Source organism: Ruegeria sp. CG1 (genome assembly GCF_056537265.1).
In genome coordinates, this window is the sequence record NZ_JBQFRF010000001.1 from 673815 (window position 1) to 689210 (window position 15396).

14 protein-coding genes are annotated in these 15396 nt (G+C 56.0%); 1 reads left to right on the forward strand and 13 read right to left on the reverse strand.

The window, feature by feature from the left end:
* Positions 1-43 precede the first annotated feature (43 nt).
* The 4 genes from recG to sciP all read right to left on the reverse strand — a co-directional run bounded on the left by recG (position 44) and on the right by sciP (position 5603).
* Positions 44-2134 carry an ATP-dependent DNA helicase RecG gene (gene recG / locus ACR0AU_RS03425; RefSeq protein ID WP_170732155.1) on the reverse strand — a complete coding sequence of 697 codons (2091 nt, stop codon included), beginning with the start codon at positions 2132-2134 and terminating at the stop codon, positions 44-46.
* The gene (gene ligA, locus ACR0AU_RS03430) at positions 2131-4383 is read right to left on the reverse strand and encodes an NAD-dependent DNA ligase LigA (RefSeq protein WP_480795266.1); all 2253 of its coding nucleotides are present in this window, start codon (positions 4381-4383) and stop codon (positions 2131-2133) included. Before ligA ends, recG begins: the two co-directional genes overlap by 4 nt.
* Positions 4384-4508: 125 nt before the next feature.
* A complete protein-coding gene (gene ctrA / locus ACR0AU_RS03435; protein WP_170393124.1) occupies positions 4509-5225 on the reverse strand; it encodes a response regulator transcription factor CtrA in 717 nt (238 codons plus the stop codon).
* Between the two features lie 84 nt (positions 5226-5309).
* Complete coding sequence (gene sciP / locus ACR0AU_RS03440; RefSeq protein WP_170393125.1) at positions 5310-5603, reverse strand: CtrA inhibitor SciP; 294 nt, start codon at positions 5601-5603, stop codon at positions 5310-5312.
* A gap of 130 nt (positions 5604-5733) precedes the next feature.
* Between sciP and mnmA the strand changes: the two genes are divergently transcribed.
* Positions 5734-6879, forward strand: a complete 1146-nt coding sequence (gene mnmA / locus ACR0AU_RS03445) for a tRNA 2-thiouridine(34) synthase MnmA (RefSeq protein ID WP_170393126.1) — start codon at positions 5734-5736, stop codon at positions 6877-6879.
* On the opposite strand, the gene ACR0AU_RS03450 is transcribed toward mnmA, so the two are convergent.
* From ACR0AU_RS03450 to rseP, 9 genes are all read right to left on the reverse strand, one after another.
* Positions 6876-7457: a cadmium resistance transporter gene (locus tag ACR0AU_RS03450; RefSeq protein WP_170646017.1), complete on the reverse strand. Its 582-nt coding sequence runs from the start codon at positions 7455-7457 to the stop codon at positions 6876-6878. The genes mnmA and ACR0AU_RS03450 overlap by 4 nt on opposite strands.
* Before the next feature lie 5 nt (positions 7458-7462).
* A complete protein-coding gene (lpxB, locus tag ACR0AU_RS03455; protein WP_480795267.1) occupies positions 7463-8614 on the reverse strand; it encodes a lipid-A-disaccharide synthase in 1152 nt (383 codons plus the stop codon).
* Positions 8614-9408, reverse strand: coding sequence for an LpxI family protein (locus tag ACR0AU_RS03460; RefSeq protein ID WP_480795268.1), 795 nt, complete (start codon positions 9406-9408; stop codon positions 8614-8616). The genes lpxB and ACR0AU_RS03460 overlap by 1 nt, the downstream gene beginning before the upstream one ends.
* 4 nt (positions 9409-9412) lie before the next feature.
* Entirely contained in the window at positions 9413-10198 is a 786-nt protein-coding gene (gene lpxA / locus ACR0AU_RS03465) for an acyl-ACP--UDP-N-acetylglucosamine O-acyltransferase (protein WP_170405636.1), read from the reverse strand.
* A complete protein-coding gene (gene fabZ, locus ACR0AU_RS03470) occupies positions 10195-10668 on the reverse strand; it encodes a 3-hydroxyacyl-ACP dehydratase FabZ (protein ID WP_170393131.1) in 474 nt (157 codons plus the stop codon). Before fabZ ends, lpxA begins: the two co-directional genes overlap by 4 nt.
* Before the next feature lie 72 nt (positions 10669-10740).
* Positions 10741-11325 (reverse strand): OmpH family outer membrane protein, encoded by a 585-nt coding sequence (locus tag ACR0AU_RS03475; protein ID WP_170393132.1) that lies wholly within the window; start codon positions 11323-11325, stop codon positions 10741-10743.
* A 6-nt stretch (positions 11326-11331) separates the two neighbouring features.
* Complete coding sequence (gene bamA / locus ACR0AU_RS03480) at positions 11332-13692, reverse strand: outer membrane protein assembly factor BamA (protein ID WP_170393133.1); 2361 nt, start codon at positions 13690-13692, stop codon at positions 11332-11334.
* A gap of 128 nt (positions 13693-13820) precedes the next feature.
* Positions 13821-13949: a hypothetical protein gene (locus ACR0AU_RS03485; RefSeq protein ID WP_255612105.1), complete on the reverse strand. Its 129-nt coding sequence runs from the start codon at positions 13947-13949 to the stop codon at positions 13821-13823.
* Between the two features lie 91 nt (positions 13950-14040).
* On the reverse strand, positions 14041-15393 hold the full coding sequence (gene rseP, locus ACR0AU_RS03490) for an RIP metalloprotease RseP (protein WP_170595683.1): 1353 nt from the start codon (positions 15391-15393) through the stop codon (positions 14041-14043).
* Between the last annotated feature and the right edge of the window lie 3 nt (positions 15394-15396).

A 15396-nucleotide genomic window follows, 5' to 3' on the forward strand; every position in this document is an offset into this window, starting at 1 on the left:
AGAACTTTTTGAGAACATTTGTGGACTTAGTGGGATTTTCGGTCTAACCCACTGATATCAAACGGATCGCCTGATCCTGCTTCATAAGCCACAGAAGAACACGCGCAGCCTGCCCCCGATCCGAGGTCAATTTGGGGTCTGCGGACAGCAAAGCGCGCGCATCTGATTGCGCCACCGCCATCAGCCCAGCTTGCCTTTCAAGATCAGCTATCCGGAACTTTGGCAGGCCAGATTGTGCGGTTCCGATCAAGTCACCCGCACCGCGCATCTGCAGATCGGTCTCGGCAATGCGGAAGCCGTCTTCAGTTTCTCGGAGTACCTCCAGCCGTTTGCGACCACCCTCGCTAAGCGGTGGCTGATACATCAACAAACAGGTTGAGGCATCTTCACCACGTCCAACTCGGCCCCTAAGCTGATGCAACTGCGCCAGACCAAAAATCTCTGCCCGCTCAATCACCATGATCGTGGCGTTCGGCACGTTCACCCCAACCTCGATCACCGTAGTAGCGACAAGGACTTTGGTCTTACCACTCTGAAACGCCGCCATTGCCGCGTCTTTATCGGCGGGCGGCATTTGGCCGTGTACCAGACCCACCACATCGTCCCCCAAGATCGCGCGCAACCTTTTGAAACGCTCTTCAGCTGCAGTCAGGTCCGAGACCTCGGATTCATCGACTAATGGGCACACCCAATAGCATTGTTTGCCTGCATCAATCGCACCGCGCAGATGGGCCACAACTTCGTCCATGCGTTGCGTGCTGACGACTGCGGTCTTGATCGGTTTACGACCCGGCGGCTTTTCATCCAGCACCGAGACGTCCATATCGCCGTACTGCGCAAGCGCCAAACTGCGCGGGATGGGCGTAGCGGTCATCACCAGCACATCCGCGCGTTGGCCCTTTTCGGACAGCTCCATGCGTTGGCGGACGCCAAAACGGTGCTGCTCATCAACGATGGCCAGCCTTAGGGCTTTGAATTCAACATCGTCCTGAAACACCGCGTGGGTACCGACCAATATCTGAATATCTCCCTGCTTCAGCGCAGCCAGCTTCGCTCGACGCTCAGCCCCCTTGTCGCGCCCGGTCAGGATTTCCAGCACAACTCCGGCTTCTTCTGCCAATGGTCGCAGCCCTTCAAGATGCTGCCGGGCAAGGATTTCGGTAGGGGCCATCATCACCCCCTGCCCGCCAGCTTCGACGGCTATAAGCAGCGAAACAAATGCTACCAGAGTCTTTCCTGCCCCCACATCACCCTGAAGCAACCGGTTCATCCGCGTCTCAGCGGCCATATCTGCCGAGATTTCCTCGATCGCGCGTGTCTGCGCTCCGGTTGGTCGATATGGAAGGCTTGCCAGCACCTTGGATTGCAATGCACCGGTGCCGAGACTGACGATTCCACGCGCTTTACGCTCACGCTGTCGTGCCAGGGCCAGCGTCAGTTGATGTGCGAGCAGCTCATCGTAAGCCAGACGTTCCCGCGCAGGCGCAAAAGGTGCTACGTCGTCCGCCCCTTGTGGGTGATGCGCCGCGTGAATAGCAGTTGTCCAATCTGGCCAATTCTGTTGTGCCACCTGAGCGGGGTCGGCCCATTCGGCCAATGCAGGTACTCGCGCCAACGCACTTTGAGCAGCTTTATAGGCAGTTTTTTGCGTCACACCCTGCGTCAGATGATAAACCGGCTCAAACTCGGGCAATTCGCCTGCGTTTTCAGGCGCGACCATATGATCGGGGTGTACCATCTGAACCATGCCATCGAACAGCTCAAGCTTTCCCGATACCACCCGGCGTGCGCCCTCCGGCAACAGCTTCTTCAGATAGTCCCCTCGGGCATGAAAAAACACCAGTTGGAAATCCGCCTGACTGTCTTCAACATGAATGCGATATGCGCCCCCTTTGTTCCGCGGTGGTCGATGCGCGCCGATCGTCACCTCAACAGTCAGAGTCGTCGGAAGGTCGGCGCCCTTTATCGTATCGCGTCGCCGCCGGTCAATCACCGCATAGGGTAGCGAAAACAATACATCGCGCGGTGAATCGATCCCTAATTGGCCCAGAAGCTGCGCGGTCTTCGGCCCCACACCATCTAGTGTTTCAAGACCCGCAAACAGCGGAAAGAGCTGTTCAGGCCTGCCGCTCATAGATCGCCAATCAGTTGAAGCCAGCTATCTTCATCCAAGGTTTCGATGCCCAGATCAGCCGCTTTTTTCGCCTTGGACCCTGCACCCGGGCCCGCCACGAGCAAATCAGTTTTCTGACTGACCGAGCCGGACACTTTGGCTCCCAACGCTTCGGCGCGGGCCTTGGCCTCGGCGCGTGTCATCTTTTCAAGCGTTCCCGTAAACACGACGGTTTTTCCTGCGACCGGACTGTCTGACGCAGGAGCCTCTGGTGGAACAACCGTCAGATGTTTACGCAGATCATCAAATGCTTGGCGTTCCTCCGAATTGGCAAACGCATCAGATAGTGACAACCCGAGCGTGGCGCCGATTCCGTCGATACCAATCAGATCAGCCCAGGCGCTGGCGGCATCTGTCGAAACATCCATTCGCACGAAAGCCGCATCCCGAACTTCTTTAACTTTCGCACGCCTCGCTTCTGCAGTAGCCGCGATTCTCTCGGCGTCTTCCGCTTCATCGGCTGCACGCTGCGCAAGCGCGGCAGGCCGGGCCGTATCAATGGAGGCCGCCATTACATCCCATTCCCGATAAAACAACGCCAAATCTCGTGCACCAACTTCGCCCACATGACGAATCCCCAGAGCGAACAACAGACGGGCAAACGGTATGGTTCGCTTGTCATCGATCGCTGCAAACAGGTTGCTTGCCGATGTCTCGCCCCAGCCGTCGCGGTTTTTCAACCGGGCCAGGTTTTCGGTGTCGCGATCTTTCAATGTAAATATATCAGCGGGTGTGTTTATTGGCAGAAGAGGATCGCCATAAAACACCTCGATTTGTTTTGCGCCAAGCCCTTCGATATCGAACGCCTTGCGCGATACGAAATGTTTGAGTTTTTCAACCGCCTGAGCGGGACATATCAGCCCCCCTGTGCAGCGGCGGACCGCATCCCCCTCTTCCCGGATCGCGTCGCTGTCACATTCCGGGCATTTCGTCGGGAAAGCGAAGGGCCGCGCATCATCGGGTCGTTTCGACAGATCAACATCCGAGATTTTCGGGATCACATCCCCGGCCCGATAGACCTGAACCCAATCTCCAACGCGAATATCCTTGCCTTCACGAATGACTCCGCCTTTGGCGTCCCGCCCAGCAATATAATCTTCATTGTGTAGGGTCGCGTTCGAGACAACTACCCCGCCAACGGTTACCGGATGCAGCCGCGCTACCGGGCTAAGTGCGCCGGTACGGCCCACTTGAATGTCGATGGCTTCAAGCCGCGTCCAAGCCAGTTCGGCAGGAAATTTGTGCGCAATCGCCCAGCGGGGCGTGGTAGATCGGAAACCCAGCCGGGCCTGCAGACTCAGATCATCGACCTTGTATACGACCCCATCAATGTCATAGCCCAAGGTCGCGCGCTGAGCTTCAATCTGACGGTAATGTTCCAACATCTCATTAGTCGTTGAGCAACACCTTGTCAGCGCATTTACCTGGAACCCCAAGGTTTTGAGGCGATCAATTGCACCCATCTGAGTCTCAGCTAGCGGTGCAGACAGTTCACCCCAGGCGTAGGCAAAGAATTTCAGCGGGCGAGATCGTGTTATTTCGGAATCCAGTTGACGGAGCGAACCTGCCGCAGCGTTGCGCGGATTTGCAAAGGTCTTTCCACCTGTTTCGACCTGACGTGCGTTCAAAGCCTCGAAATCATGGTGAGACATGTATACCTCGCCGCGAACCTCAAGAACGTCTGGTGCACCCTCAATTCGGTGTGGAATATCGGAAAGCGTACGCGCATTTGCGGTAACGTTTTCACCGGTCTCACCATCACCACGTGTTGCAGCCTGCATCAGTTCACCCTGCTCATACCGTAGGGATAATGACAGGCCGTCGATTTTGGGCTCAGCTGTATAGGCGAGCGGTGCCTCATCTCCCAGTCCCAGATATTTGCGGATCGAGCGGTCAAAATCGGCAACATCCGTGTCATCAAACGCATTGCCCAGTGACATCATACGCACGGCGTGGGTCACTTTTGCAAATCCATCTGAAACGCGTGCGCCCACTTGTTCAGTAGGGCTGTCGGAGCGTTTCAGTTCGGGGAATCGCGCCTCGATCTCGGCATTGCGACGCTTGAGAGAATCATAGTCGGCATCCGAAATTTCTGGAGCATCTTCAGTGTGATAAAGCTGGTTTGCCCGCAGCAATTCCTTGGCGAGCCGGGCCAATTCTTCCCGTGCTTCATCTTCTGTCAGATCTGCGATTGCTGTGGTATCGCTCATGGCCCCGCCCTGTCACATCGTCTTGAAAACCAGTGATAGGACGAGGCCATGGTCAGGTCCAGTGTTGTGCTGACACGCGAGTGGATTTACCGCCCCGGACCATTGACGGTAGCAATCATATAAGATCAGGCACCTACGGCCATGCGGGTTTCACCCATGTTGTTTGCTTGCGGATCACGCAGGACGTATCCACGACCCCAGACCGTCTCGATATAATTCTCACCGCCGGTCGCATTGCTGAGTTTCTTGCGTAACTTGCAGATGAAGACGTCGATAATCTTGAGCTCGGGCTCATCCATGCCGCCGTAGAGATGGTTCAGGAACATTTCTTTGGTCAGTGTTGTCCCTTTCCGCAGGCTCAGAAGTTCCAGCATCTGATATTCCTTGCCTGTCAGGTGTACGGTTTTTCCGTTCACCTCTACGGTTTTGGCATCCAGATTTACGGCGACCTGCCCGGTGTGAATCACGGATTGAGAATGCCCCTTAGAGCGGCGGATAATCGCATGAATGCGCGCCACCAGCTCTTCGCGATGGAAAGGCTTGGTCAGATAGTCGTCTGCTCCAAATCCGAATCCCTTGATCTTGCTTTCGGTGTCATCAGCGCCCGACAGAATCAGGATCGGTGTCTCTACCCGTGCTATGCGCAGTTGGCGCAACACTTCATGGCCGTTCATATCCGGCAGATTCAAGTCCAACAGGATGAGGTCGTAATCATATAGCTTGGCCAGATCGATGCCTTCTTCGCCAAGGTCCGTCGCATACACGTTGAGATTGGCGTGTGTCAGCATCAGTTCGATGCTTTTGGACGTGGTTGGATCATCCTCGACAAGAAGTATGCGCATGTTCACTGCTCCAATTTAGTTCAAATTCTTCAACTGATTTGAGCCTGAATAAAAATGGTTAATCTGACGTTACCGTTGAATCATTTATTCACTTTCACCTTTAAGTTGTCGATATTTTTTTAAGGCCGTTACCTTCAACGCATCGATCCCGTGCTCAGCAACTGCTGAGACCCACGAGTTGAACTCTTCATCGCTGATGCCATAGCGCTTTTTGGCTTCGGACAACGAAATCAACCCATAAAGTACACCACGCACGACGATCACCTTGCGCGACGCCACCCAGCGCCGCGTATCCGCAGGAGGCAAATCGGCGCGTGTCAGCACGCTCCCGTCCGGCAGGGTGACCGACCTTGGACCTTCCACTTTGTGCAAATACATCTCTCATACCTTCTGCTGCTGCGACAAAGCTGCACCCAGCCTACTTAAAAGGGCGTGAAACCGCCCCTTGAGAGTGTCTAGAATTTTCTTATATTCTGCCGGTCTTTCTTAACCCGGACTGGAACCGCCTATGGCCCTCGATACCGAGACCCCGCTGAACTCGCTTGGCTTTGCCAAACCACCCTCGGAAACGCGGGTTGTCGTGGCCATGTCCGGCGGTGTGGACAGCTCTGTTGTGGCGGCCCATCTCGCTGATCAAGGCTATGATGTCGTAGGTGTTACTCTGCAGCTTTACGATCACGGTGCGGCGTTGGCCAAGAAAGGCGCGTGCTGTGCGGGGATCGACATCCACGATGCGCGTCGCGTGGCGGAAGAACGCGGGTTCCCTCACTACGTCTTGGACTATGAAAATATCTTCAAGGACGCTGTAATCGACGAATTCGCCGACAGCTATCTTGCCGGCGCGACTCCGGTGCCCTGCATCCGTTGCAATGAACGGGTGAAGTTCAAGGACTTGCTTGAGACCGCCAAGGACCTTGAGGCCGACTGCATGGCCACGGGCCACTATATTCAGCGCAAGATGGGCCCCAAAGGCGCCGAGCTTCATAGCGCTGAGGATGCAAATCGCGATCAGTCCTATTTCCTATTTTCGACCACACCAGAACAGTTGGATTTCCTGCGTTTCCCGCTAGGCCACCTGCCCTCCAAAGACGCCACGCGCGAGATGGCGGCACAATATGGGCTGGCCGTTGCGGACAAGCCGGATAGTCAGGACATCTGTTTTGTGCCCAACGGAAACTATGCCAGCGTGATCGAAAAACTGCGCCCCGGAGCCGCAGAACCCGGTGAGATCGTACACGCCGATGGCCGCGTTCTGGCGCAGCATAACGGGGTGATTCACTATACGATCGGTCAGCGTCGTGGGCTCGGTATCGGTGGTCTCAGCGAACCTTTGTATGTGGTCAAGCTGGATGTGGACAAGAAACAGGTTGTTGTCGGCCCCAAAGAGATGTTGGCCACAAGAACCGTTCCCGTGCGCGAGATCAATTGGCTGGGAGACGAACCGTTCACGTCAAAGAACGAATGGCATGTTTCGGTCAAAGTCCGCTCGACCCGCCCCCCGCGTGAGGCGATTATTCGCCCCCTTTCGGACACAACAGCCGAGGTTGAATTGCTGACGCCCGAGGAAGGTATCTCTCCGGGTCAGGCTTGTGTGTTCTACGAAACCGATGGCAGCCGTATCTTTGGCGGCGGCTGGATCTGGCGCGGTTACTAAATCGCGTCAGTCCACGAGTTGCTGAGGATATAGATCCCGGCACAAATCATTACGTAAGGCACCAGTTTCTCAAGCCGACGTGCGAAACCGCCAGTCATGATTGGGGATTGTGCACCCCAAAGCCCCAGCATGGTCAGCGTCAGCGCTGCTGCCACCGCGCCGGTGACACCCGCAATCCGATAGCTGGGGGCTGAGTCGGCCAATAGCGGCGCAAGCACAGCGAACGTGTCCATCGACAGACTTATGAACAGCAGCATGGTGACGAATGTCGAAGCACCCGTGGATATTTGAGGGGCCTCCTCGGTCTCCGATCCGCGGAACTGACGGATAACTCCGATCAGCCCGAGGCCAAGTGGTATCACGCCCAGATATCCAGCCCAATGTGGCACCACATCATCGACACCCAAGGCCAACAATAAGGCGGCAGCGATGATTAACATTTGCGCCAGCAGGAACCCCGCAACGGTCCGGCGCGGACCAGACACCATCATCAACGCTACAAGAGCTGCAAGGTTGTCGAGATTGGTCAAAACCTGCGCCATGAAGGCCGAAGCAGCGAAGATCGTGTGATCCAGCATCACGATTACATTCTGTCCAAAACGGCCCTTGCCGCACGCCGACCCGGTGCTTCGCCACCGCGACCAAGACGCTCCATCGTCGTCGCCATGGCTTGATGTTGGGCGTCGGGGGTGGCGGCCACCTGTTCCAACGCCGAAGCGATCTTGTCCGGTTGGCATTCATCCAGCAGACATTCGGGTACTGCGTGTGTCTCCGAGACCAGATTGACCAGTGTGACGGTGTCCAGCTTAACCATTCGTTTTGCGATCAGCGTGGTCAGCCAGTTGAGGTTATAGGCGATCACCATCGGTGTTGCCTGCGCGGCCAGTTCCAATGAGACCGTGCCGGATGCAGCCAATGCAAGATCAGCTGCGGCAAACGCTGCCCGTTTCTGCGCTTGCGCGTCGTCCGAGGGCAATTCCCGCGGATCGACAACTATCGGATTCCCCGGCCAGTTCCGAACCTGTTCGGCGACCGCATCAACCATATGTGCAACTGCGGGCACGACCACGCGCATATCGGGACGGTCTTTCAGAAATTCCTGCAAAGCAGCGCCAAAGATCGGAGCCAGCCGTTCGACCTCACCCCGCCGAGAGCCGGGCAATGCCAACAGAACGGGGGCGTCGCCGAGATCATGAGCCGCGCGGAATCGCTGGATATCCTGATCGGACGCAATGCGTTCGTTCACAACCGGATGGCCGACAAAGTCACACTCCATCCCTGCCCGCTCCATATAGGGCGGTTCAAAGGGTAACAGCGCAAGTACGTGATCGATTACTTTCGCCATCTTGTCTGCGCGCCCCGGCCTCCAGGCCCAGACGCTGGGGGCAACGTAGTGGACAGTGCGAATCTCGCTGGAGGCCTTTACCAGCTTAGCCACACGCAACGAGAAATCCGGGCTGTCGATAGTGATCAGTACATCAGGCTTCGTGTCTAGAACTGCCTGAGCAGTCTCAGCGATACGGCGTTTTAGGTGAAAGAACTTGGGCAGAACCTCAACCAACCCCATAATGCTGAGTTCGGACATGGGAAATCGGCTGGTCAGTCCCTGCGCCTGCATCAGCGGCCCGCCAATCCCATCAAACTGCACCTCTGGCACAAGGGTCCGCAGACCTTCCATCAACGCGGCCCCTAATCGGTCGCCCGAAGGTTCACCGGCGACCAGAAAGACGCGCATCAGACCGTGCGCTCGCGGACATAAAGAAACAAACCAAGGCGATTGCATTCATCAATCACGCGGTCGCGCTGCAAAACAATGACGCCGCCCTTTTCGATGACAATGCCCGACAGGCCCGCCGCGACAGCCCCCGAAACGGTGTCGGGTCCGATGGCAGGCATATCTGCGCGGCGATCCTGATCTGGTTTTGGACCCTTGTACAGAATGCCACCGCCCGCGTCGGGGCGCTGAGTCAAGGATTGCAGCATCCATGCGGTGCCATAGATGCCCTCGATCGCCAACGCTTGGGATTTCAGTACTACGCAAGCCTGACCGATATCCGCCGTCCCCATGTTGCGCAGGATTCCTGCCGCTCGATCTGCGTCGGCGTGATCAGTTTCAGAAGGCTGGGCTTCGGTCGATGAGCCAAGAGGCGGCAGCAAATCCGGCGCGATCTCATGCGCCGCACGGACCGTCAAACCGGCATCCTCAAATATTCCAATGACCGCGCGCAATGCGCCGTCGTCACCGGCCATGATGGCCTTTTGCAGGATCGGCACCAGCGGCATCGTCGCCGCATCAATGCGAGCTGGATTGACAGTCGGACGACGCACTGCCCCTGCCATGCAAATCTCGGTCACGCCGCGGGCTTTGAGATCGGCGATGAAGCTACCCAGTTGCTCTAATGGAAAAACCAAGTCGGTGGTCAGTGTATCGGGCTCAAACCCTTCCAGAGCGCAGATTAGCGGGCGGTTTGGCAGACAAGTGACCACCTCGTCTGGTAAAGCGCCAGTTCCTGCGATCAATGCCAGCATTGGCCTACTTCCTCGGGGTCAGGAACGAACGGTCTGTTTGCCCCGTCACAAATTCGACGATCTGGCGCACATATTCGTTGTCTGCATCCTCGCCCAGCCGGGTGGCGCGATCCATGAAGGTGCCGTCTCCTTCTGACAGTTCCTTGAAGGCCGCGCGCAATGCCGAGATATCCTCACGCGTTACACCACGCCGTTTCAAACCGACCAGATTCAAGCCATCCAGCTCGCCCCGAGGCGCCTGAACAAGCCCATATGGGATCACATCATTCGGGACCATCGTAAGCGCGCCAATGATGGCACCGCGACCTACGCGCACGAACTGATGTAAGCCCGAAATTCCGCCAACGATGACGTCATCCTCGATAATACAGTGACCAGCCGCGCCAGCGTGATTCACCAGAATGACCCGGTTGCCGATTTGTACATCATGCGCCACGTGGACACCGGCCATCAGTAAGCAGTCATCGCCAATCCGGGTGATACCACCGCCGCCATCCGTGCCGGTGTTGATAGTGACGTGTTCGCGGATACGGTTGCGCTCACCGATTTCAAGGCGCGTGTTCTCGCCACCGAATTTCTTGTCTTGCGGAATTTCCCCGACAACAGCAAAGCTGAAAATCACTGTGTCATCACCAATTGACGTATCGCCGGTGACTACGACATGGGATTTCAGTTCGACCCGATCGCCCAGACGGACCTGCGGACCGATATGGCAGAATGGACCAATCGTACAACCCTGCCCGATCTGCGCACCGTCTTCGATAATGGCGCTGGGATGAATACCGCTCATGTTGTTTTTTCCATGTCCCAGTCGACATAGGCCGAAAATTCAGCTTCGGCAGCAACCTCGCCCTCGACTGTCGCGCGGCCGCTGAACTTGAAGATCTTGCCACCTTTCTTACCGCGTACAGTTTCGACATGCATTTCGAGAACATCGCCAGGTACGACCTTGCGGCGGAATTTGCATTTGTCGATATTCATGAAATAGATCAGCAACTCGCTGTCGATTACATCCATGCCGACACCCAGCATAACCCCTGCAGTCTGCGCCATCGCCTCGACAATGGTCACGCCAGGCATGATCGGAGTTCCGGGGAAATGGCCCTGAAAGTGCGGCTCGTTCATAGTGACATTCTTGATGCCCACCGCTGATTGATAGCCATCGATATCCACAACCTTGTCGACCAACAAAAACGGATAGCGATGCGGCAATATACGCTGAATCAGCTGAATGTCGGCGCTCTTGGTTTCCGTGGTCATGGTGCGGATGTCCTGTTCTGGATGTCTCTTTCAAGCGTGGTTAGCAATACCCGTACCCAAGGGCAAGCCAGCCTATTCGTTGTTATTGTTTTCAAGTGTAGCGCCGTCGCCGATTGCGGCATCGATCCTGGCGATCGCAGCGTTGGTAATATCTGAGGCGTCCGTGCTTAGAACCACATTGGACCGCTCGATCACAATCGAGGCGCCAAATTCGCGCAGCAATTCGATCAGCACCGGTTGCGCCATTTCAAAAAACTGACCACGCGCCTCTTCGCCGCGCCGCGCTAATGCGTCCAGTTTGGCGCGCTGGCCGTCACGGTGTGATTGAACTTTCTCGTCAAAAGCTTCGGCAAGCGGGCGAAACTCGTCCGCCGAAAGATCTGACCTCTTTTCGGTCAGATCTTTTTCTTCCTTGCTCAACTGCGCCACAATCCGTTCGTTTTCTTCAGCCAAAAGGGTGCTTTCGGCTTCAATCTCGCGAAAGACGCGCTGCCCAAAGGCGGAATCTGCAAACAAACGCTCACTGGAGATTGTCAGAACGTCTGTTTGTGGCACGCCCAATTGCTGCGCACCCAGCGGCATTGCTACAGCTACAAGTACCAAAACGCACAGGGCCCTTAGCGGGCCCTGCAGGATGTTCTTAACTTCGGTGATCATTCGCGATCAGAACCTGGCTTGAACGGTCAGGTCAAAGCTTTGCTCTTTATCGAAGTCCTCTTTCTTGAGGGCCTGCGAGAAGTTGAAGCGAAGCGGACCAAACGGTGTTTCCCACAGTACGGATACCCCTACAACATGCCGGATCGAACCGCTTTCACCAACAATATCAGCGCCAGCGGTGTTGACGTTGTTGAGATTGTAGAGGTTGCCAACATCGTAGAAGACGCCGCCACGCAGCCCCAGTTCTTCGGGCAGCCCCAGCGGGAAGTCCGATTCGAAACGAGCAACCCAGTAGTAGTTGCCGCCGATGGCATCGTCCTGCCCGTTCGAAAGGTCACGCGGCCCGATACCAGCAGGCTCAAACCCGCGGAATGTGCTAGGACCTAGAACAAACCGGTCGAGCGTGCGGCTGAAATCGTCCCCGGTCCAGTTCAGTGCACCCAATTCAAGCGTCGCGCGCAATACGACTTCTTCGTTGAGGACGCGTTTTTGGGCTATCGCCCGTGCCGTGGTTTTGAAGAATTCATTGTCCCCGCCAAGACCAGCAGCATCCACGCCGACTTCGAACAGGACGCCCGCTGTGGGGTTCAGGCCACCAATACGGCTATCGTATACGTAGGACACACCCAGAGAACTGCTGGTTCGTTTCCCCTGATCGATCTCTGATGAGATGACAGCGCCGTTCCGCTCATTGCTCTGCTGGGTCATTTCGCTGCGATCCCAACCATAGCGAAGACGCAACGCCGACAATTCACCAATCGCGTAGCTCAGCTGTGGGCGGAAGAACACTGTTTTTGTGTCGTAGCTGGCAAAGCTCGAATTGGTGCTGGCCAGACCAAGCCCAAGATCAAAGCGTAGCTTACGGCCCAGCAGATAAGGCTCGGTAAAGTTGATAACGTACTGCTCAGAATCCTGAGCTGTCGACAACGTGATACCCAAGTTTTGCCCGCGGCCGAGGAAGTTCGATTCATTCAATCCGATTGCGATCCCGAAACCGTCCGAGACCGAGTAGCTACCACCCAGGCTCAACGAACCGGTGGGTTGTTCTTCGACATCCACGTCCACGATGACCTGGCTTGGCGACGATCCCTCGCGGGTTTCCACATCAGCGACTGAGAAGAAACCCAAGGCGCGAATACGTTCGGCGCTCTGGCGGATTTCACGGGGATTGAAGGGGTCGCCTTCAACGGTATCGAATTGACGGCGGATCACACGGTCTAGGGTGGTTGTGTTCCCCTCGATATCGATGCGTTCCACAAAGATACGCGGGCCACGGGTCAGCACGAACTGGACATCCAACGTCAGATCGCGGGGATTACGCGTTACCCGGGGCTCGACCCGCAGGAAATCAACGCCGTTTTTCAGCCCCAGACGCTCCATCCGCGCGATCGAGTTCTCAAGCACCGTCGGAGAGTAAATTACACCTGGTTTGACTTTCAGAGCCGCCTGATAAGGCGCTGGGTCCACACCCGGGATCTCACTGACGGTCGTAATCTGACCGAACGAGAACCGCTGTCCTTCTGTGACGTTCATAACCAGAAAGAATGCATCCCGTTCGCGGGTGAATTCGACATTGGCACTATTGACGCGAAAATCGATATAACCGCGTGACAGGTAGAAATCACGGATCACCTGTTTGTCGAATTCGATTCTGTCGGCAATGAAGGTGTCGCCGCGAAGGAAGGTCCGCAGAATGTTCGCCTGCTTTGTTTCAAGCACGCGGCGCAGGCGACGGTCCGAAAACGCGCGGTTTCCTACAAAACTGACGCGCTCGACCTCGATTGTCGTTCCTTCGGCGACTTCGAACACCAGATCGACACGGTTATCGCTGCGACGTATGATACGCGGGATAACCGTCGCGGATACGCGGCCCTGCGCCGAATATACTTCGGCAATCAGGTCAGCGTCCGCTTCGGCCTGTTGAGGCGTGAAGACGCGGCGGGTTTGGGACGATATCGCTTCGAGCAGGAGATCGTCTTTTACGCGGCGATTGCCCTCGATGCTGATCTGGTTGATGGTCGGGTATTCCTCGACCGCGATGACCAACGTACTGCCACGCGGTGTAAGTTCGACTGTTTCAAAAACACCACTGTCAAGCAAACGCTGGAAGGCATCATTCAATTGTCCTGCCGTAACAGTCTGCCCCGGTTCGATTCCGGTGCGGGCGATAATCGTCGAAGTCTCGATCCGTCGATTGCCCTCAACCTCGAAGCTGTTGATGGTGTAGGATTGCGCCTGCGCGGGCTGCGTCAGAACCAGTAAACCCGGTGTAGCAAAAAGGAAAAAGAACGTTAGTGCCTGCCACAAAATGTTGCTTTTCCGCCCCCGCGAGCCGCAGTATGTGCCCGTGCGCCTGCTGTCAGTCATTTTTATCACTACCCAGAATTTTCAGCCTTTAGCTGCTGAGTAGCCCGATTGTGAGGTCATGTCAAAAGACGAAAAAGCAAAAACGGCCCATCAGGCCGTTGCATGTAAGTCAGACATGTTCTGGAGAATCACAAACCGAGCAGATAACCACCAACAGCTAGGGCCAGTGCGGTCACGGCAAAGCTAAGCAGCATATCCCAGTTCAACTGGAACAGGACACTGACACTCTGATAGGATTTTTGAAACGCCTTGGTCATTGAACTCAAGCCTACACTTATCGATGCACCCCAATAAGATAGGCTTGAATTGCGGCAATTTTGCGTCGGAACGGTGCCAAGATCGCCTTAATCAGCAGAACAGATCATTACTGACCGAGAAAAGCATCAATGACAGGATCAGTGTGACACCGACCCCCATCAGTACCCTCAGCGCTTTATCACTGGGTGGTCTGCCAGACACAGCTTCATAAGCGTAGAATAGCAAATGCCCCCCATCCAAGGCTGGGATCGGGAACAGGTTCAGCAACCCGACCGCCGTTGACAATACGGCGATGAAGAAGATGAAGTTCTGTGCCCCCTGGCTGGCCATAGCACCCGAGGTTTCGGCAATACCGATCGGCCCGGAAATGTTGCAGGTGCTGATCGCTCCGGTGATCATGTGCCACATTCCCGACAGTGAGCCTTCGATGATGCGCCCGGTTTGGACCACGCCACCTTCGATCGAATCCCAAATGCCCGCTGGAACGGTTTCGGGATCGATCATCATGCCGCCTACGATACCGATGCGCCAATGGGTGATGAAACCACCATCGGACGTCGGCTCGTCGGTGCGTCGGGGCGCAAGTGCAAATTCTAAATCCGCCCCGTCGCGCCATACATCCAGCAGCAATACGCGCCCGTTCGATCCTTCGACATGTTCCTTAAGCTGCTCGAACGCAAAGATCGGATCACCGTCTACCGCCGTGATTACGTCGCCTTGCTGCAACTGTATGTCCATCGCTGCACTGCGCGGCGTAACCTGTTGGATTAGCGGTGGAAAGAGCCAAGGTGCCACGACATCAGTGGTCTCTCCATCTCGGATAACCGTATAGTCCAGCTCTGGTTCTACAGGCAGCGAATTGATGAAATCGGACCAGTTGCTTGCGTCATCGAAATCCGGTGTTGGAATGCCTGCGATGGCGATAATCTCATCGCCCTCCTGCAGACCCTGAATTGTACCAGGCAACGGCTGCAGTGCGCCAACAGTCAAAGGTTCACGGGAAACACCCTGCGACCAGAAAATCAGGCCAAACACCAATATCGACATCACGAAATTAAAGACCGGCCCTGCCGCAACAGTAGCCGCACGCGCCCAAAGCGGGGCACCGTGCATGGTGCGGCGCAGCTCTTCCGGGCTTTGTGCAGAGATCTCACTCATCGCGTCTACGTCTTTGCCGGACGCGGCATTGGCATCTCCCAGGAATTTGACATAACCGCCAAATGGCAGCAGCGCGACCTGCCAGCGAGTGCCGCGCTTGTCTACACGGCTCCATAGAACCGGGCCGAAACCGATCGAGAACACTTCGGCATGAATGCCAGACCACCGACCAACGATGTAGTGGCCGTATTCGTGCACCGCGACAATCACTGAAAGCGCAATAACAAAGGCTATTATCGTGTAGAGCAGATTGCCAAATTGCGGGATCAAAGAGAGTATGTCCAAAAG